Source organism: Nocardia sp. NPDC024068, from assembly GCF_040638875.1.
GTDB lineage: Bacteria > Actinomycetota > Actinomycetes > Mycobacteriales > Mycobacteriaceae > Nocardia.
Genome location: NZ_JBEZYU010000001.1, coordinates 74,218 through 91,223 on the forward strand (window position 1 = coordinate 74,218; position 17,006 = coordinate 91,223).

Here is a 17,006-nt window from a genome sequence, read left to right on the forward strand (position 1 = left end):
TTTTTCGAGGATATGGGTGTGGAGATAGACGTCGCCGCGGTACCGGGTCCGGCGGCGACACCGTCCGGCGACGCAGAAGAACTCATCTCGCCGGCCGAGGTCACCGAGATGACGGGGGTGACCGGGCAGACGCGCAGCGCCGGTCGGGTACGAGGCGCTCGGTAGCAACGATGGCCATCACAGATATCGCGGCGTTCGCCCACCTCACCGAAGACGACATCGAGTCATTCGGTCACGAACTCGACCGGATCCGATCCGACATCGAACAATCCCTCGGACAGCGAGACGCGGACTACATTCACCGCGTCATCGCGTTCCAACGCGGCCTCGAGACGGCGTCGCGGCTGATGCTGTTGTGCGGCGGTAGGTACCGGGGCGTGCGGATCGCCGGTACCGCCGCGCTGGCGGCTTCCAAAATCATCGAGATGATGGAGGCGGGCCACAACATCAGTCACGGGCAGTGGGATTGGATGAACGACCCGGAAATCCACTCCACCGGTTGGGAATGGGATTTCGCCGGTCCGTCCGCCCACTGGAAGCGCGCGCACAACCATATCCACCACACCTACACCAATGTGTACGGCATGGACGAAGACCTCGGCTTCGTCGTACTGCGGATGACACGCGATGAGCCCTGGCGGCCGATTCATCTGATCCAGCCCATCACGAGCCTGGTCGTCGCGGCGGGCTTCGAAGTCGCGATCGCGATACATGATCTGGCGGTCGAGCGCCGGCACCAGAACATCCCCCGGAGCCAGTGGCGATCGAAGCCGAATCTCGAAGTCGCGCGCAAGTTCGCCAGCCAGGCCGGTAAGGATCTGCTGTTCTATCCCGCCCTGAGCGGACGAGATTTCAAGCGGACACTGGTGGCGAACGCCTCCGCGCTGCTGCTGCGGAATGTCTGGTCGTTCCTGGTGATCATGTGTGGTCACTTTCCGGACGGGGCCGAGAAATTCACCGTCGCGCAGCTGGACAACGAAACCCGGGGCGAGTGGTATCTCCGGCAACTGCTGGGTAGCGCCAACTTCCGGGCCGGACCCGGGCTCGCGCTCTTGACCGGCAACCTCTGCTACCAGATCGAGCATCACCTGTTTCCCGATCTGCCGAGCAACCGTTATCCCGAGGTCGCCGAGCGGGTCCGCGCGCTGTGCGAAAAATACGATCTTCCGTACACGACCGGCTCGCTGCCTGCCCAGTTCTGGCTGTCCTACCGCACCATCTGGAAGCTCGCACTGCCGGATCGGTTCCTTTCCCGCACTTCCGACGATGCGACCGAAACCAGGTCCGAACGGAAGTTCCTGACGATCTCGGCGCACGGCAGCAGCCGATCGACCTGGCAACCGACCGACCCGGTTACCGGCGCTCGGCGCGGCCTCCGCACTGCACTGGCCGCGGCTGCCACGCAGGGTGTGCCGGATACCGCAACTGGCAACGGTTTTCGGCGCTGGATCACGTCATTCACCGGCAAGCGAGTGCAACAGTGATCGAGCAGTCACCGGCAGTGGAACGTCCGATGGTCCGGATCCTCGCCGGTGTGGCCGGCCGCAGCCTCGCCCTCATGGTGGGGATGTCACTCGGGGCGGTGGATGCCCTCACCGAGCGACGCGTCCGTTGCCACGAGAAACCAGCTCCGCCACTGCAACCGGTCGTCGTGGGTGTCAGTGGCGGCGCCCTCGCGGCGACCGCACTGGCGCTGGGGATGACACGGGACCGGGCCCGGCAGATCGCCATCGAGCACCCCCAGCAGGAGGTCTTGGGCGCCAGGAGCGTCCGCGGCCTGTTGACCCGGCGCACTCTCTATCCGCGGGCCCGGATTCGCGAACTCGCCCACGCCTTCGCCGGTGATCGCACCTTTGCCGACTTCAGCCTCGGGCCGCCGGGGCAGGAGCCCCACCTGGCGGCCTCCTCGTTGCTCATCCCGGTCTACGCGGCGGGACACGGCACGTTGCTACTACCGCGCGATCTGCCGAAGCTGGGCCTGACCGATATGCCCGTGACCGACGCGATTGTCGCCGCCACCCGGATACCGGGAGCGCTGCCTGCGGCCGCGGGTCTCGACGACGTCTTCGACGGCGGCTGTCAGTACCGCGTTCCGCACCATCTCTTCTCCCCGCACCCGGCGCTGATACTCGATCTCTACGGACCACAACCGTACGACAGCCGGGGCGGACTGATTTTTCCTCTACTCCATCCCTCGTTGCCCGCCGTTGCGCACCGCCCACGGCCGTTCCGGGACCATGCCCTGCGCGAGGCGACCATCTTCGCCGGACAGCCTTACGGTGCGGCGCTCAACACACCCACCCGTACATCCGATGAACTGTTCGACACCGGCTACGACATCGCCGCAACCTGGATCCGGACCCGCACCGACGAACAACTCCTGAATGTCGTCGACCCGCACGTTCTCGGGTTACCGGAGAAGATCCGAGCGGCCGATCGGCACGAGCAGATCGGTGACCTGTCCCGGGCAGCCGGGTAGGCCTGCGGGCTGCGCCGTACCGGGGAAATCCGTCTGCCCGCTGCCGGGTGGAGGGCTGCGGTTTACGCAAGCGATCGCCGCCCGGCACCGGGTCCGGGGCGGGCCCTCCGTCCGACAGCGCGGGCGCCGAGATCTCACCGAGGGCCTCGGCCGGAAAACCGGCACGCAGCGTCGGGGGCCGGGCAGGGCCGTTGACCAATAAATCTAATGGTGATAGATATTTGGTAGTCGCCCCCTGCCTTCACCAGGCTGTCGGCGATCGACGACCTACAGGATTCCGGCATGTGGTACCCCGACCGCGGCCGACGAAAGGAACCGATCATGCGCAACGCGGTCATCGTGGACGCCGTCCGCCTCGCCTCCGGTAAGGGCAAACCGGGCGGCGCCCTGTCGGGAATCCACCCCGTGGAGTTGCTCGCGCAGGTGCTGCGCGCCCTCGTCGAGCGGACCGGAATCGACCCGGCGCAGGTGGACGATGTGATCGGCGGTTGCGTCCAGCAGGTCGGTGAGCAGGCGCTCAATATCTCCCGGACGGCGCTGCTGTCGGCCGGCTTCCCGGATTCGGTACCGGCGACCACCATCGACCGGCAGTGCGGTTCGAGCCAGCAGGCCGCGCATTTCGCCGCGCAGGGCGTGATGGCCGGCGCCTACGACATCGTCATCGCCTGCGGTGTCGAATCGATGAGCCGGATCCCGATGGGGACCTCCCCGATCGGGCAGAACGCTTCCGGTCCCGGGATCGCGGCACGCTACCCCGAGGGCCTCGTTCACCAGGGCATCTCCGCCGAACTGATCGCGGCGAAATGGAAACTCGACCGGGAGACCCTGGACCGCTTCTCGGCCGAATCGCATCGGCGGGCGGCGGCGGCGATCGAGAACGGATACTTCGACCGCGAGGTCGTGCCGATCGATATCACCGACAGCTCCGGCGCGACCCGCGCGCACATCGTCGACGAGACGGTACGCGCCGCCACCGGCGTCGACGGGCTGGCAGGCCTGCGCTCCTCCTTCCGCACCGACGAGTTCGCGGCACGCTTCCCGGAGGCCGCCTGGCAGATCACCCCGGGCAATTCCTCGCCGCTCACCGACGGGGCTTCCGCCGTGCTGATCATGAGCGAAGAGGCGGCCGCCCGGCTCGGGCTGACACCACGGGCCCGGTTCCATTCGTTCGCCGTCGCCGGTGACGATCCGGTGTTCATGCTGACCGCGCCTATTCCCGCCACCCGCAAGGTACTGGCCAAGGCCGGCCTCGGAATCGACGATATCGACGCCTACGAGGTCAACGAGGCGTTCGCGCCGGTACCGCTGGCCTGGGCGCACGAATTCGGCGCCGACCCGGCGAAGCTGAACCCGGCCGGCGGCGCCATCGCGCTCGGCCACGCACTCGGATCGTCGGGCACCCGCCTGCTCACGACGCTGGTCAACCACCTCGAACGCACCGGCGGCCGGTACGGCCTGCAAACGATGTGCGAGGGCGCGGGTATGGCCAACGCGACGGTTATCGAACGGCTCTGACCGCACCACACAGATCGGAACACCCATGAAGATCGAGAACACTGCCGCACTCGTCACAGGCGGCGCCTCCGGCCTCGGCCTGGCCACCACCGAAGCTCTGCTGGCCCAGGGCGCGCGGGTCGTGATCGTCGACCTGGCTTCCTCGAACGGCTCCGCCGTGGCGCGGGAACTCGGCGACGATGTGCGTTTCGCCGCCGCCGACGTAACCGACGAAGCCGCGGTGGCCGCGGCGCTGGATACCGCGGAATCACTCGGACCGCTTCGTATCGCGGTGAACTGCGCCGGTATCGGCAATGCCATCAAAACCGTCGGCAAACAGGGCGCTTTTCCGCTGGCCGATTTCACCAGGGTGGTGAACGTCAACCTGATCGGCACGTTCAACGTACTGCGCCTGGCGGCCGAGCGGATCGCGAGAACCGAACCGGTGGACGGGGAGCGCGGTGTCATCGTCAACACCGCGTCCGTCGCCGCGTTCGAGGGACAGATCGGCCAGGCGGCCTACTCGGCGTCCAAGGGCGGTGTGGTGGGGATGACCCTGCCGATTGCCCGGGATCTGGCCGCGTTGCTGATCCGGGTCAACACCATCGCGCCCGGCCTGTTCCGGACGCCGCTGCTCGGTTCGCTGCCCGAAGAGGCCCAGCAGTCGCTCGGCGCACAGGTTCCGCATCCGTCGCGTCTGGGTGACCCCATCGAATACGGTGCGCTCGTGGCACATATCGTCGCCAACCCGATGATCAACGGTGAAACCATCCGCCTCGACGGCGCCATCCGGATGGCACCGCGCTGATTCCCCGCCCGGCGCCGCGCAACGAGAGCCGGTCCGGCGGTACCGATAATCGGTACGGCCGGACCGGCTATTCGTACAGGTGCGTCAGATGCCGGCGCGGGCGGCGGCTTCGGGCGTCACGATTCCCGGAAGCAGGAATTTGGTCAGCATCCGGCGGTGATCGGGGTCGGTATCGGTACCGAAGTCCATCCGTCCCACCAGAATCAGTTCCACCAGCGCGATCCACTGGCAGATCTCGGTATCGGTCCGGTCCGCGCGGACCTCGCCGCGTTCGCGGGCCTGCTGCAGTATCGGCTCCCACATCTCCTGGGTGAGCCGCGCCGCGAGCTCGGAGCTGCCCACGAGCGCCGTCGCCAGATCCATATGCTCCGGGCTCACGATCAACCGCACCAGCGGATCCTTACGACCCATGTCCACCAGGTAGATCAGGCCGTCGACGATCTGCTCGGCGAAGGTTTCGCGTTTACGCAGGAAGGTCCGCGCCCGGGTGAACATCGCCCGGGCCCGGACCTCGATCAGAGCGGTGATCAGCGTGTCGCGATCACCGAAATAGCGGTAGACGGTGGGGCGGGAGATGGTGGCTTCCCTGGCGATATCGTCCATGGTCGTCTTGGCCACGCCGTAGCGTTCGAAAACCGCCTCGGCCGCCGTGAGGATCTGGCGGCGCGCTTCGTCCGGGTCCTCGCTGAGGACGTTCCCGGTTCGCCGTCGAGCCATCGTCGCTCCCCTCCTCTTGCCGGCCCGGACCTGCGCCGGGCCTCGGGAATGGTAGCAATCAGGTCGCGGCCCCGGCCGCACCGAAGAGGTCGGGCAGCCCGGCGGAGACCTGGCCGGGGAACCGGGGGTCGCGTTTTTCGAGGAACGCCTCGACCCCTTCCCGGGTGTCGTCGGAAACCCCACGCAGATAGATGGCGAGCGATTCGGCCCGGTGCGCGACATCGGGACTGTCCGCGCCGAGCATGCGCCACATCAACTGCCGGGTGAGCGCGACGGACACCGGCGCCGTCCCGGAGACCAGTTCCCGGGCCAGTTCGAGTGCGCGCGGCAGCACCCGATCGGCCGGGACGACCTCGCGCAGCAGACCGCGCTCGCGCGCCTCCTCCGCACCGACCATCCGCCCGCCCAGCGTCCATTCCAGTGCGGTCGCGATACCCACGATCCGCGGCAGGAACCACGACGAGCAGGCCTCCGGGACCAGACCGCGCCGGGTGAAGACGAAACCGAATTTCGCGGTGTCGGAGGCGATCCTGATATCCGCGGGCAGTGTCACGGTGACGCCGACGCCGGCGGCCGGACCGTTGACGGCGGCGATCACCGGTTTGTTCGACCGGTACAGCCGCAGCGCGACCCGTCCGCCCTGGTCCGCGGGCACGTCCCCGGTGCCGGGATCGCCCGCGAGGACGAAGGTGTCGCCACCCGCGGCGAGGTCGGCACCGGCACAGAACGCGCGTCCGGAACCGGTGATCACCACCGCGCGCACCGTATCGTCGGCATCGATCTCGTCCATGGTGGCGATGATCCGCTCGCACATCTCGTCGGTGAAGGCATTGAGCCGATCGGGGCGGTGCAACCGCAGGATCGCGATCTCACCGTCACGTTCCAGCAGCACCGGATCGGCAGTCCGCAACTCCGTCACTGAATTCACCGCACCTTGTCGAATCGGCTTGCCACGTCGCGGTATTCGTCGCGAATCGCGGTTTTGGACAGTTTCCCGTTGGGCAATCGCGGCAGCGGTTCGGACCGGATCACCACATACCGGGGCACCTTGTAATCGGCCATCAGGCGCTCACAGTGCGTGACCACCGCCGTGGCGTCGACATCCCCGGTCGCGGTGACGATGGCCGCGGGGGTCTCACCGAAGCGATCGTCGGGGGCGGCGATCACCGCGACCTCCGACACCCCGTCGAGTTCGCCGATCACCCGTTCGATCTCGACCGGCGAGATATTGATGCCCCCCGTGATGATCAGATCCTTCATCCGGTCGACGAACTTGACACGGCCGTCGGCATCGCGGGTGCCCAGATCACCACTGTGCAGCCAGCCGTCGCGCAGTGCCTGCGCGGTGGACTCCGGATCGTTCCAGTAACCCGGGGTGACACCCGGTCCACGCAGGACGATCTCGCCCTCCTCCCCCGCCTCGGCGTCGCCGCCGTCCGGCCGGATCACCTTCATCTCGGTGAAGATCGACCCGGTGCCGCAGGTATCGGGGTGGGTGAACGCTTCCGTCCGCACGGTGGCGGTCGCGACACCGCCGGCCTCGGTCATTCCGTAGATCTGCCGCAGCGCGACACCTTTGTCGGCCCAGGTCTTCAGCAGCGCGGGGGCGACCGCCGCCCCGCCGACGATGGCGGTGCGCAGCGACGAGACATCGGTATCGGCGAAAGCGGGCGTCCGCGACAGCGCCTCGAAGACCAGCGGTACCCCGAACAGCGTGTTCACCTTGTGCGCACCGATGAGCGCGACCGCGCGTTCGGGCCGCAGTTCCTTCTCGACGACCAGCGTATTGCCCAGGACGACCGCCATCACCAGACCCCAGACAACGCCCGGCGTGAACACCAGGGGCAGCAACAGCAGCGACGTCGATCCGGGCCGGAGGCCCTCTTCGGTGAGTGAGGCCTCGAAGACGATATCCAGCAGCGTCCTGTTGGTACAGACGACGCCTTTGGACAGACCGGTCGAACCACTGGTGAACAGCAGTGCGACCGGGTCGTCGCGGTCGGCGTCGATCCGGAAATCGTCGCGGCCCCCCGCTCGCAGGGCAGCGAACTCGTCGAAGAACCGGGCCTCGAAACTCTGCCCGAGTTCGCGGGTCGCCGCGATCTGCTCGGCGAATTCTTCCGGGGCGATGGTCGCCACGGCACCGGAATCATCGAGCACCTTGCGCAATTCGGCAGGCTTGAGCCTGGGGTTCAGCGGAACCAGCACCGCGCCCGCCTTGAGCACCCCGAGCGCCAGCACCGGCCAGATCAGCGAATTCGGGCCGAGCACGCCCACCCGGTCACCCGGTGCGATACCGGTGCCGGCGAGCCGCCGGGCCACCCGGCTCGACCAGTCCTGCAGTTCGCGGTAGGTCAGGCCTTCGTCTTCCACGATCAGCGCACGCTGATCCCCTTTGGTGTCGGCCCACCAGCGCAGGGCCGACCCGATTGTCGCAGCCATTGTTCGTCTTTCCTCTGTGAACGACGTCGGGGTGTCTCGACCGAAAGGCTCAGGCCCCGGCGAAGCCGCTGTCCTCGTCGAACCACATCGCGACCCGGGAGAGGGTGCCGCCGTCGGTGGCAGGCAGGGTGACGCCGGAGATGTAGGCGGAATCGTCGGAGACCAGGAACAGCGCGGCGCGCGCGTTGTCCAGCAGTGACGGCGGCCGGTTCAGCTTCAGCGGAATCGGGGATACCGAGGGCTCCCACGGACCGGAGACCTCTTCGTAGGATTTACCGACCACCGGCGTCCCGGCCGGCGCCAGGAAGTTCGGTGACATCCCGTGCGTGGGGGCGATCGCGTTGACGCGGATCCCGCGCCGGCCGAGATCCAGGCTCAGGCCGCGCACCAGCCCGTTGACACCGGCCTTGGTCGCCGAATACATCGCGATGCTGTGGTAAGCGGCGATCGACGCGGCGGAGGAGGTCGCGAGGATGACGCCGCCACCGTTCGCCTCCATCGCGGGCACCGCGGCCTGCGCCGAGTACACGACACCGCTCAGGTTCACTCCGAGCACATGGTGCCAGTCCTCTTCGGTGAGATCCTCGAAGGCGACCTGCTCGCCCCCGGCCACCGACGGGACCCCGCCGCGGGAGACCACGCCGGCATTGGCGAACATGATGTCGAGCTTGCCGAACTCCTCGACGGTCCGGGCTACGGCCTCGCTGATCTCGGCCTTCTTACTGACATCGGCGACGAGGGCGACAGCGGTCCCGCCCTGTTCCCGCACCAGCTCGACCGTGTCCTTGGCCCGTTCCGGGTCGATATCGACCACCCCGATCTTGGCGCCTTCGGCGGCGAAGAGCTGGGCCGATTGGCGGCCGAGACCGGAGCCGCCGCCGGTGATGATCGCGACCTTGTCCTGGAGTTTCATCTGCGAGCTCCCTTGCCCGTGAAACGACGACCGGGGATCCGGCGTCAGTGATTTCCTGATGATTCGAGTCGATTGCGCCGGAGTGGGATCACGGTGCCGATTCGAGGCGTCGATCTGAAACGAGACCGTTCGCCATGTGATCCACGCTACAACACAAGCTGTGAGACGTCAATCAATTTTTGTATTTTGTTAGATCAATCCGAACGTCCGGCGGACAGGCCCGGCCTGTTATCAGCTCCCGCTCCACCGGGGCTCCCGCTTCTCCGCGAAGGCACGCGGCCCCTCTTTCGAGTCCGCGCTGGTCATCACCACTTTCGCGGCGGCACGATTGACGGCCCACTCCTCGGCCGACCAGCCGGTCTGCGCGGCGGCGCTCTCATGCATCGCCGTTTTGCTCTGCTGGACCGCCAGGGGCGCGTTGGCGGCGATGACCCCGGCCAGTTCCATCGCGACCGTGAGCGCGGTACCCGCCGGCGCCACCTTGTTGACCAGTCCCAACTCGTAGGCCCGGGCGGCGGAGACCGGCGCCCCGGTGAACGCGATCTCGGCGGCGACCTTGGCCGGAACCTGCCGATGGATACGCAGCAGCCCACCGGCGGCGGCGATCAGGCCGCGCCGCACCTCGGGCAGTCCCAGCGACGCGTTCTCGTCGATCACGGCGAGGTCCGCGGTCAGCACGATCTCGGTCCCGCCACCGAGCGCGAACCCGTTCACCGCGGCGATCACGGGTTTGGCAATCCAGTGCCGCACCAGACCGGCGAAATCCCACGCGCGATTGTCCGGGTCGTAGATCCCGCGACCCGCGGCGATCTCTTTGAGATCCGCGCCCGCGCAGAACGCGCGACCGGCTCCGGTGATCACCACGACCCGCACCTGCGGATCGTTCGCGGCGCGCTCCAGCGCCGCCCCGGCGGCCGTCGACAGGGCCGAGTTCACGGCATTGAGGGCGTCGGGACGGTTCAGCGTGATGATGGCGATATGGTCGCGGACCTCGTAGAGCGCGGCGGATTCGGACGGGGTCACGGGGCCTCCTGAGGCTGGGATCGGGCGAGAGTCAGAGGTCGAGGACGAGCCGCGGGGTGCGGCTGCGGGATACACAGATCATCATGGCGTCGTTCGCCGCCTGTTCGTCCTCGGTGAGCACGGAATCCCGGTGTTCCGGCCGCCCACCGAGCACAGCGACCTCACAGGTGCCGCAAGTACCTTCCCGGCAGGAGAATTCGACCGCGACCCCCGCGCGCTGCAGCGCGTCGAGTACCGACTCCGATTCGGCGACATCGACCACCGCACCACTGCGGGCCAGCTCGACCTCGAACGCGCCCCCGGGCGCGGATTCCGATTCCTTCGGCGCGAATCGCTCCACATGCAGAGCGATACCCCGTGCCCGGCAGGCACTTTCGATCGCCTGCAGCAACGGTTCGGGACCGCAGCAGTACACGGCAGCGCCCGCCGCCGTATCACCCAGCGCAGTATCCAGATCGAGTAGACCGTCCTCGTCCTGCGCAGACAGCCGAATCCGATCCGGATATCGAGCGGCGAGTTCAGCGGCGAAAGCCATACTCGCCCGCGACCGCCCGCCGTAGAGCAGTTGCCACGGCACTCCCCGGTCGTCGACCTCTCGCACCATCGGCAGCAGTGGCGTGATGCCGATACCGCCCGCGACGAACAGATAGCACGGCGCCTCGCTCAGCGCGAAGTTGATCCGGGGCCCGCCGATCTCGATCTCGTCGCCGATGTCCAGCTTGTCGTGAACGTAGAGCGATCCGCCCCGGCCCCCTTCTTCGCGGAGGACCGATATCGTCAGCGCGGCCCGGTCGGCCGGATCGCCGCACAGTGAGTACTGGCGCGTCACATCACCGAGGACGAGATCGATATGCGCGCCGGGCTCCCAGCACGGCACGTCACCGCCGGCCGGGTCCGTGAGCGTCACAGTGACAACTCCATCCGCGGCCTGCTCCTTGCCGGCCACCCGCATCCGGCGGGGTGCTCGATTATCGCTCATCGCCCTGACCGTCCACTCGATCCATCGTTTTCTAAATCTTAAGCTGTTAGGTTAATCGGAAGCAAGAACCATGTAGAGAAGTTGCGCATGCGCTACTCCTCGATGGTAAATCTAATACTGTTAGCCAACCGAGCGAGAGGAGCCGGCCGGTGGAGACCCCTGCTCACGAGGGCGGATCGGTACTCGATCTTTTCCGTCTGACAGGCCGTGTGGCCGTGGTGACCGGTGCGGGCAGCGGACTCGGCGCGGGAATCACCCGGGCCCTGGCCGAAGCGGGAGCCGATATCGTGGCCGCGGGGCGGCGGCGCGACGCACTCGACCAGGTCGCCGATATCGTCACCGGACTGGGCCGACGCTGCCTGGCGGTGCCGACCGATATCACCGACCCCGGACAATGCGACGCCCTGGCCGAAGCGGCCGTGGCCGAATTCGGCCGAATCGATGTGCTGGTCAACAATGCCGGAGTGAGCCATACCGCGCCGGCCACCCGGGAACGTCCCGAAGACTTCCGCAAGGTCGTCGAGGTCAATCTGTTCGGCGCCTACTGGACCGCACAGGCCTGCGCGCGGGCGATGGGACCGGGGTCGAGCATCGTCAATGTGGCCAGCATGCTCGGGCTGGTCAAATCGGTACTACCCCAGGCCGCCTACGCCGCCAGCAAGGCGGGTCTGATCGGTCTGACCCGCGACCTCTCACAGCAGTGGTCGGGACGAAAAGGTATCCGGGTCAACGCGATCGCGCCCGGATTCGTCGACACCGACATGATCGGGGAGATGAACGCCGACACGCTGGCGGAGTTCCTGCGAGGAAGTTCGCTGGGACGCACCGCCACCCAGCGGGAGATAGCTGCCGCGGTGGTTTTCCTGGCCGGGCCCGGGTCCGGTTACATCACCGGTTCGACGCTCGCTGTCGACGGCGGAACATCCGGCCACTGAGCGAGGCGACCGGCACCGTGTCGTCGCGGCCGGGCTGCCGATCCACCACACGTTACGATCAACCTGACGACGCTAGGTAAATCTCCTGGTGCGAACCGAGTGGAAAGCCGCATATGCCCCGACCGTCGCAACCGCTGATCAGCCGCTCCTCCGTGGTGGCGGCGTCCATCGAGATCATCGACTCCGAAGGCCTCGACGCGTTCAGCCTGCCGAAGCTGGCAAAACATCTCGGTGTGCGCGCACCCTCGCTGTACCACCATTTCGCCGATAAATCGGAGATCCTCGCCGCGGTGGCGCGCCAGATCGCCGGCGCGGGCACCATTCCGCGCCGTAAGCCCGGACCGGACTGGCCCGAGTTCTTCGTCGCGCTGGCACTGAACTTCCGCCGTTCGATCCTGCGACACCGCAACGCCGCCCCGATCCTGCTGCAATATCTACCGCGCGATCTGCTCATCAGCACCTACGAGGAGACGGCGAAATTCCTGGCGGATTCGGGTGTGCCCACCTACCTGCACGTCCAGATCCTGGACGGGATGGAGCGGCTCACGCTCGGTGCGGCGCTGACCGAGGCGATGCGCGGGTCCAGCACGAAGAGCACGATCTTCCCGAATGTCGACGCCGAGTCACAGCCGGTACTCGCACACGCGCTGGCGGAGAACGCCCTGACCTCGAAACAGTTGTACGAGGAGATGGTGCGCAGCTTCCTGCACGGTGTGATGCGCGATGCCGGCGCGCCCGCCGGCCGGCCCGCCGCGGTATCGGCCTGAGCCACCACGACTTACGGCCGGTACGAGATCCGCGCGATCTCGTACCGGCCGTTCGCGTAGCGGACTATTGCGCGGGCGCGGGCATATGCACGGTCTTGATCTCGAAGAATTCCGCGAGACCCTCGGCACCGCCCTCACGTCCGAGACCGGACTGCTTATAACCGCCGAAAGGCAGGGTGAAGTCGACAACCGAACCGTTGACGCTCACGGTCCCGCTCCGGATCCGCTGGGCCAGGGCGTAACCGCGGTCCAGATCCTCGGTGTAGACCGCCCCCGACAGGCCGTAGATCGAGTCGTTGGCCAGGGCGACCGCATCGTCCTCGTCCTCGTAGGTGATCAGTGAGATCACCGGTCCGAACACCTCCTCCTGGGCCACGCGCATATCGTTGCGGACGCCGTCGATCAGGGTCGGGGCGACGAAGTGGCCGTGCGGCAGGGACTCCGGCCGGTCACCGCCGGTGAGGACGGTGGCGCCCTCGTTCACCGCGGCCTCGATATAGCCGCGCACCCGTTCCTGGTGCCGCTGCCCGGCCAGCGGGCCGAGGAAGTTCTGCGGCTCCCACGGATTACCCATCGGCAGCGCCGAATAGGCGGCGGTCAGTGCCGCGGCCACCTCGTCGTGCCGTTTCCGGGAGACCAGCACCCGGGTCAGCGCGATACATGCCTGCCCCGACTGCATACAGCCACCCATCGGCAGCGATTGCAGAACATGGTCCAGATTCGCGTCGTCGAGGATGATCGCGGCGGATTTCCCGCCCAGTTCCAGGGAGACCCGGGCGATTCGCTCACCGGCCAGCGCGGCGATCCGGCGGCCGGCGGCGGTGGAGCCGGTGAAGGTGATGTGGTCGACATCGGGGTCGGTCACCAGGCTTTCGGAAACCTCCCGGTCGGCGATCAGCACGCTGACCACACCTTCCGGGATCCGCCCCTCGGCGACGAGTTCGGCGATCACATCGGCGAATACGGCCGGGGACAACGGCGCGTCGGGCGCCCCCTTCAGGATCACCGAACAACCGGCGGCGAGCGCGGGAGCGACCTTGAACGCGATGGTGCCGATCGGCCCGTTCCACGGGATGATCGCGGCGACCACACCGGTGGGTTCGGCGAGGATGCGCGAGATTCCGCCGTCGGCGCGGGTCCGGTCCTCCCGCACCTCGAAGTGGCGCGCCTCCTCGGCCACCGCCCGGTAGAGCCCGGTGCTCATCTGCTGCGTCCCCGCGCTCACGGTCACCGGGATACCGACCTCGAGCACGCCGATGGTGGTGAGTTCGTCGAGCCGCCGCTCGAGCCGGTCGGCGATCTCGTCGATCACCGCGCCGCGCTCGGCCATCGACTTACCGGACCACACACCGGCATCGAACGAGGCGCGCGCCGCGCGTACTGCGCGCGCGACATCCTCGTGGGTGGCGCTGCGGATCCGGGCAGTCGTCTGTTCGCTCCACGGGTCGACGAGTTCGATCCACTCGTCACCGGAGGATTCCGTCCACCGGCCTCCGATGAAGACCTGTTCGCGGTCGGCGACCGGCGGCGCCGAAGCGGTGGTTTCTGTGCTGGTCATGAAGGGGCCTTCCTCAGCGGTTGTTGTAGCCGGCGTCGACGGGCAAGGTGACGCCGGTGATGTAGCGGGCCTCGCCGGAGGCGAGGAATTCCAGGGCCTGGCTGATATCGATCGACTCGATCAGCCCCACCGGCATCGGGTTCTCGAACGCGTCGTCATTCGCGACATCGGGGTTCGCGTTGACGAAAGCGCCGTATTCGGCATTGGCCACCATCGGGGTGTTCACCCCGGTCGGATCGACCAGCCGCACGGTCTCGGCGAGGTCGGCCTCAGCGGCCATCGGGTAGAACACCGTCGGAATCTGCGCGCAGATATCCATCCCGATGATCGCGGCACCCTCTTCGGCGAGCCGGACGGCATGCGATCGCCCCTGCCCGGGGGCGACACCGGTGATGAACGCGACCTTGCCTTCGAGTCGATTCATGAATTTCTCTCCCTCGCCGAATTTCGAGTTGCGGCAGTCTCCGGTGGGGTGGAAGTCCGGAGCGGACAGATCCGCGAACCGGCCCGCGGTGACAGCGGGCGGACTGATGCCGAACGGCTGTGAGTGCCGTCACACACGGTACTGCGGGAGCAGCGGCTGGTCAACAAACAACAAAGAACGTCTTTTATCTCATGTTGCATACACACCGAACCTGACGTGCGCTTCCTCCTGCTCGAATGCCAGCAGCCGGCACATGCGCACCGCCCGCTCTTCGCGCGGGTCCATCCGGAGCAGCGCCAGTTGCACGCCCGCGGCCCGCATCTCACCGAGCGCGGCCGACAGCAGCGCCGAACCCAGACCACGCCCGGCGGCCCGAGGCGCCACGACGACGGCACCGATCCATGCGGCCCGGAAACCGTCACGGTCACCGCAGGCGGTATCGAACCGGACCATGCCCATCGGCCCATCGGCGTCACGCACGGTGATCGCCCGCTCCCGGCCGTGCTCCACGGCCGGCGTTTCACGAACCGGACCGGGCAACAGTTCCGTCTCCAGTTCGACGAGTCCGGGCAGGTCGCGCACCGGTTCCGAGCCGGGCAGCGCCGCCTCCGAGGCGAGCCCGGCGAGCGGCACCGCCCACGGCCCGGAAAGATGACGCACCAGCGTCCACCGCCGGTCGATCGCCGCGATATCGAACCGCGCGGCGAGCCGTTCGGTCGCCGGATGGGTGCCGTAGGCCCAGGCCCGCAGGGACCGGGCACCGGTTCCGGCCCAGCCACCGGGCGCGGCGGTATCCAGCCCGAGTTCTTCGGTGAGCAGGGTCGCGATCCCGCGCGACCGATAGTCCGGATGCACCACGAACCGGACCGTGCCCGCACCGTCCGCGTCCACGGCCAGGTTCAGATAGGCGACCGTGACCCACGGGGCGTCCACCCGGACGCTGAGATCGCGACGGGCCAGGATCGGCAGATGCGCCACCCGTATCGAAGCGTGTGATCGCTCCCCGGTCACGCTCGGCGGGATCGCGGAGAAACCGGCCTCGGCGTCGTACTCGGCGGCCGCGCGCACCAGAGCCGACACCTGCGCGCGCTCCTCGGCGTCCAGTTCGGCGCGCCATCGGTAAGAGATCATCCGTACTCCTCGACGAGCGGAAACAGTGGCTAAATCTAACGGTAGTCGGTTTTCGGGGCAAGGCCCCGGACTTTACAGCTAAAACTAATTGGATTAGATTTAAGCAAGAGTCGACGGCACTGGGGCCGCCGCGCACGAGATTGGGAGGTAACCCGATGGCCGAGGTCGGAGCACCCCGCGAGGAACGCATTCGCCGCACGCTCGAACATCTGCGCAACGACACCACCGACGAGTTCGGGCACACCACGTGGTTCCGGCCCGAGGAGTTCACCGATACGGCGATCGCCCGGCGCGAACGCGATCTGGTCTTCGGCCGGGTACCGAGCATCGTGGCGCACGGCTCCGAGATCCCGCGGCCCGGCGATTTCTTCACCCTCCAGCTCCCCCGCAACAACGTGATCGTCGTGCGCCAGCGCGACGGCGGGGTGAAAACGCTGGTCAACCTGTGCCGCCATCGCGGTGCCATGGTGGAGAAGGAGGAGAAGGGGCGCTGCCGCCTGTTCTCCTGCCCGTACCACCGCTGGTCCTACGACACCGACGGCAGTCTGCGCACCATCACCCGCGACAACACCTTCGGCGAGGCCGATCGCGCCGAGATGGGCCTGATCGCGCTGCCCACCGAGGAGCGGCACGGTTTCATCTGGGTGATCGACGATGCCGACGCCGAGATCGATGTGGCATCCTGGCTCGGACCCGAAATGGACGCGGTACTGGCCTCGTACTCGCTCGATGCACTGGTCACCGTGCGCTCGCAGGGATTCGACGAACCGGTGAACTGGAAGATCATGCAGGACGCCTTCCTGGACGGCTACCACATCCAGTACGCGCACCCGAACACCGCGGCCAAGCATATTCACACCAATGTGCTGGCCTTCGACGATTTCGGGCGGCACTGCCGGTTCATCGCGCCCCGCAAATCCATCGACCGGTGGATCGAGGAGGATCCGGCCGATCGCAGCCTCGCATCCCATGTCACCGAGACCCATTTCCTGCTGCCCAACAGCACTCTGCTCCGCCAGCCGGACCATTTCCAGCTGCTGACCTTCCGCCCCCACCCCACCGATCCGCAGCGCAGCCGGATGGAGATGCGGTTGATCGTGCCGAAGGTCGAGGACACCGAGATGACCGAGGAACGCTGGACCAGGCTCTGGGACAAGAACTGGGAGATCCTGCTGGCCGTCCTGCACGCCGAGGATTTCCCGCTGCTGCGCGATTCCCAGGTGAGCATGGCCAGCGCCAACGCCGGACGGATGATCCTGGGCCGCAACGAAGTCGCCAACCAGGTGTTCCGCCGCGGCGTACAGGAACTGCTCGACCGGCACTGAGCCGGGCCAGG

At 67.3% G+C, this 17,006-nt stretch carries 17 protein-coding genes; 8 read left to right on the top strand and 9 right to left on the bottom strand.

The genetic code is table 11. The features are described from left to right. Positions 1-12 precede the first annotated feature (12 nt). The 5 genes from AB0F41_RS00370 (at position 13) to AB0F41_RS00390 (ending at position 4,781) form a co-directional block, all read left to right on the top strand. Entirely contained in the window at positions 13-165 is a 153-nt protein-coding gene (locus AB0F41_RS00370; protein ID WP_357420422.1) for a hypothetical protein, read from the top strand. A gap of 5 nt (positions 166-170) precedes the next feature. Then, positions 171-1,484: an acyl-CoA desaturase gene (locus AB0F41_RS00375; RefSeq protein ID WP_357420424.1), complete on the top strand. Its 1,314-nt coding sequence runs from the start codon at positions 171-173 to the stop codon at positions 1,482-1,484. Next, complete coding sequence (locus tag AB0F41_RS00380; RefSeq protein ID WP_357420426.1) at positions 1,481-2,479, top strand: patatin-like phospholipase family protein; 999 nt, start codon at positions 1,481-1,483, stop codon at positions 2,477-2,479. The genes AB0F41_RS00375 and AB0F41_RS00380 overlap by 4 nt, the downstream gene beginning before the upstream one ends. Positions 2,480-2,800: 321 nt before the next feature. After that, positions 2,801-3,994: an acetyl-CoA C-acyltransferase gene (locus AB0F41_RS00385; RefSeq protein WP_357420428.1), complete on the top strand. Its 1,194-nt coding sequence runs from the start codon at positions 2,801-2,803 to the stop codon at positions 3,992-3,994. A gap of 25 nt (positions 3,995-4,019) precedes the next feature. Continuing rightward, positions 4,020-4,781 (top strand): 3-hydroxyacyl-CoA dehydrogenase, encoded by a 762-nt coding sequence (locus AB0F41_RS00390; RefSeq protein ID WP_357420430.1) that lies wholly within the window; start codon positions 4,020-4,022, stop codon positions 4,779-4,781. A gap of 84 nt (positions 4,782-4,865) precedes the next feature. On the opposite strand, the gene AB0F41_RS00395 is transcribed toward AB0F41_RS00390, so the two are convergent. The 6 genes from AB0F41_RS00395 to AB0F41_RS00420 all read right to left on the bottom strand — a co-directional run bounded on the left by AB0F41_RS00395 (position 4,866) and on the right by AB0F41_RS00420 (position 10,855). Further along, the gene (locus tag AB0F41_RS00395; RefSeq protein ID WP_357420431.1) at positions 4,866-5,498 is read right to left on the bottom strand and encodes a helix-turn-helix domain-containing protein; all 633 of its coding nucleotides are present in this window, start codon (positions 5,496-5,498) and stop codon (positions 4,866-4,868) included. A 58-nt stretch (positions 5,499-5,556) separates the two neighbouring features. Continuing rightward, positions 5,557-6,417, bottom strand: a complete 861-nt coding sequence (locus tag AB0F41_RS00400) for an enoyl-CoA hydratase-related protein (protein ID WP_357420969.1) — start codon at positions 6,415-6,417, stop codon at positions 5,557-5,559. Positions 6,418-6,422: 5 nt separating this feature from the next. Continuing rightward, complete coding sequence (locus AB0F41_RS00405; RefSeq protein ID WP_357420433.1) at positions 6,423-7,940, bottom strand: AMP-binding protein; 1,518 nt, start codon at positions 7,938-7,940, stop codon at positions 6,423-6,425. A 49-nt stretch (positions 7,941-7,989) separates the two neighbouring features. Beyond that, positions 7,990-8,853 (bottom strand): SDR family NAD(P)-dependent oxidoreductase, encoded by an 864-nt coding sequence (locus AB0F41_RS00410; RefSeq protein WP_357420435.1) that lies wholly within the window; start codon positions 8,851-8,853, stop codon positions 7,990-7,992. 231 nt (positions 8,854-9,084) lie between these two features. Then, complete coding sequence (locus AB0F41_RS00415) at positions 9,085-9,876, bottom strand: enoyl-CoA hydratase-related protein (protein ID WP_357420436.1); 792 nt, start codon at positions 9,874-9,876, stop codon at positions 9,085-9,087. 31 nt (positions 9,877-9,907) lie between these two features. Further along, positions 9,908-10,855 carry a PDR/VanB family oxidoreductase gene (locus AB0F41_RS00420; RefSeq protein WP_357420438.1) on the bottom strand — a complete coding sequence of 316 codons (948 nt, stop codon included), beginning with the start codon at positions 10,853-10,855 and terminating at the stop codon, positions 9,908-9,910. A gap of 149 nt (positions 10,856-11,004) precedes the next feature. Between AB0F41_RS00420 and AB0F41_RS00425 the strand changes: the two genes are divergently transcribed. Then, positions 11,005-11,790, top strand: coding sequence for an SDR family NAD(P)-dependent oxidoreductase (locus AB0F41_RS00425; RefSeq protein ID WP_357420440.1), 786 nt, complete (start codon positions 11,005-11,007; stop codon positions 11,788-11,790). A 113-nt stretch (positions 11,791-11,903) separates the two neighbouring features. Beyond that, positions 11,904-12,557, top strand: coding sequence for a TetR family transcriptional regulator (locus AB0F41_RS00430; RefSeq protein ID WP_357420441.1), 654 nt, complete (start codon positions 11,904-11,906; stop codon positions 12,555-12,557). Positions 12,558-12,621: 64 nt separating this feature from the next. Here AB0F41_RS00430 and AB0F41_RS00435 read toward each other — a convergent pair whose 3' ends face one another. The 3 genes from AB0F41_RS00435 to AB0F41_RS00445 form a co-directional block, all read right to left on the bottom strand. Then, positions 12,622-14,115, bottom strand: coding sequence for an aldehyde dehydrogenase (locus AB0F41_RS00435; protein ID WP_357420442.1), 1,494 nt, complete (start codon positions 14,113-14,115; stop codon positions 12,622-12,624). Between the two features lie 13 nt (positions 14,116-14,128). Continuing rightward, positions 14,129-14,539 (bottom strand): hypothetical protein, encoded by a 411-nt coding sequence (locus tag AB0F41_RS00440; RefSeq protein WP_357420443.1) that lies wholly within the window; start codon positions 14,537-14,539, stop codon positions 14,129-14,131. Between the two features lie 189 nt (positions 14,540-14,728). Then, entirely contained in the window at positions 14,729-15,670 is a 942-nt protein-coding gene (locus tag AB0F41_RS00445; protein ID WP_357420445.1) for a GNAT family N-acetyltransferase, read from the bottom strand. 155 nt (positions 15,671-15,825) lie between these two features. Between AB0F41_RS00445 and AB0F41_RS00450 the strand changes: the two genes are divergently transcribed. Further along, positions 15,826-16,995 carry an SRPBCC family protein gene (locus AB0F41_RS00450; protein ID WP_357420447.1) on the top strand — a complete coding sequence of 390 codons (1,170 nt, stop codon included), beginning with the start codon at positions 15,826-15,828 and terminating at the stop codon, positions 16,993-16,995. Positions 16,996-17,006 lie beyond the last annotated feature (11 nt).

Bases quoted from the DNA above. Each gene is read 5' to 3' on its own strand.
- AB0F41_RS00395 (WP_357420431.1), bottom strand. From the start codon at position 5,498: ATGGCTCGACGGCGAACCGGGAACGTCCTCAGCGAGGACCCGGACGAA.
- AB0F41_RS00440 (WP_357420443.1), bottom strand. From the start codon at position 14,539: ATGAATCGACTCGAAGGCAAGGTCGCGTTCATCACCGGTGTCGCCCCC.
- AB0F41_RS00370 (WP_357420422.1), top strand. From the start codon at position 13: ATGGGTGTGGAGATAGACGTCGCCGCGGTACCGGGTCCGGCGGCGACA.
- AB0F41_RS00450 (WP_357420447.1), top strand. From the start codon at position 15,826: ATGGCCGAGGTCGGAGCACCCCGCGAGGAACGCATTCGCCGCACGCTC.
- AB0F41_RS00445 (WP_357420445.1), bottom strand. From the start codon at position 15,670: ATGATCTCTTACCGATGGCGCGCCGAACTGGACGCCGAGGAGCGCGCG.
- AB0F41_RS00405 (WP_357420433.1), bottom strand. From the start codon at position 7,940: ATGGCTGCGACAATCGGGTCGGCCCTGCGCTGGTGGGCCGACACCAAA.
- AB0F41_RS00375 (WP_357420424.1), top strand. From the start codon at position 171: ATGGCCATCACAGATATCGCGGCGTTCGCCCACCTCACCGAAGACGAC.
- AB0F41_RS00420 (WP_357420438.1), bottom strand. From the start codon at position 10,855: ATGAGCGATAATCGAGCACCCCGCCGGATGCGGGTGGCCGGCAAGGAG.
- AB0F41_RS00430 (WP_357420441.1), top strand. From the start codon at position 11,904: ATGCCCCGACCGTCGCAACCGCTGATCAGCCGCTCCTCCGTGGTGGCG.
- AB0F41_RS00390 (WP_357420430.1), top strand. From the start codon at position 4,020: ATGAAGATCGAGAACACTGCCGCACTCGTCACAGGCGGCGCCTCCGGC.
- AB0F41_RS00435 (WP_357420442.1), bottom strand. From the start codon at position 14,115: ATGACCAGCACAGAAACCACCGCTTCGGCGCCGCCGGTCGCCGACCGC.
- AB0F41_RS00385 (WP_357420428.1), top strand. From the start codon at position 2,801: ATGCGCAACGCGGTCATCGTGGACGCCGTCCGCCTCGCCTCCGGTAAG.
- AB0F41_RS00410 (WP_357420435.1), bottom strand. From the start codon at position 8,853: ATGAAACTCCAGGACAAGGTCGCGATCATCACCGGCGGCGGCTCCGGT.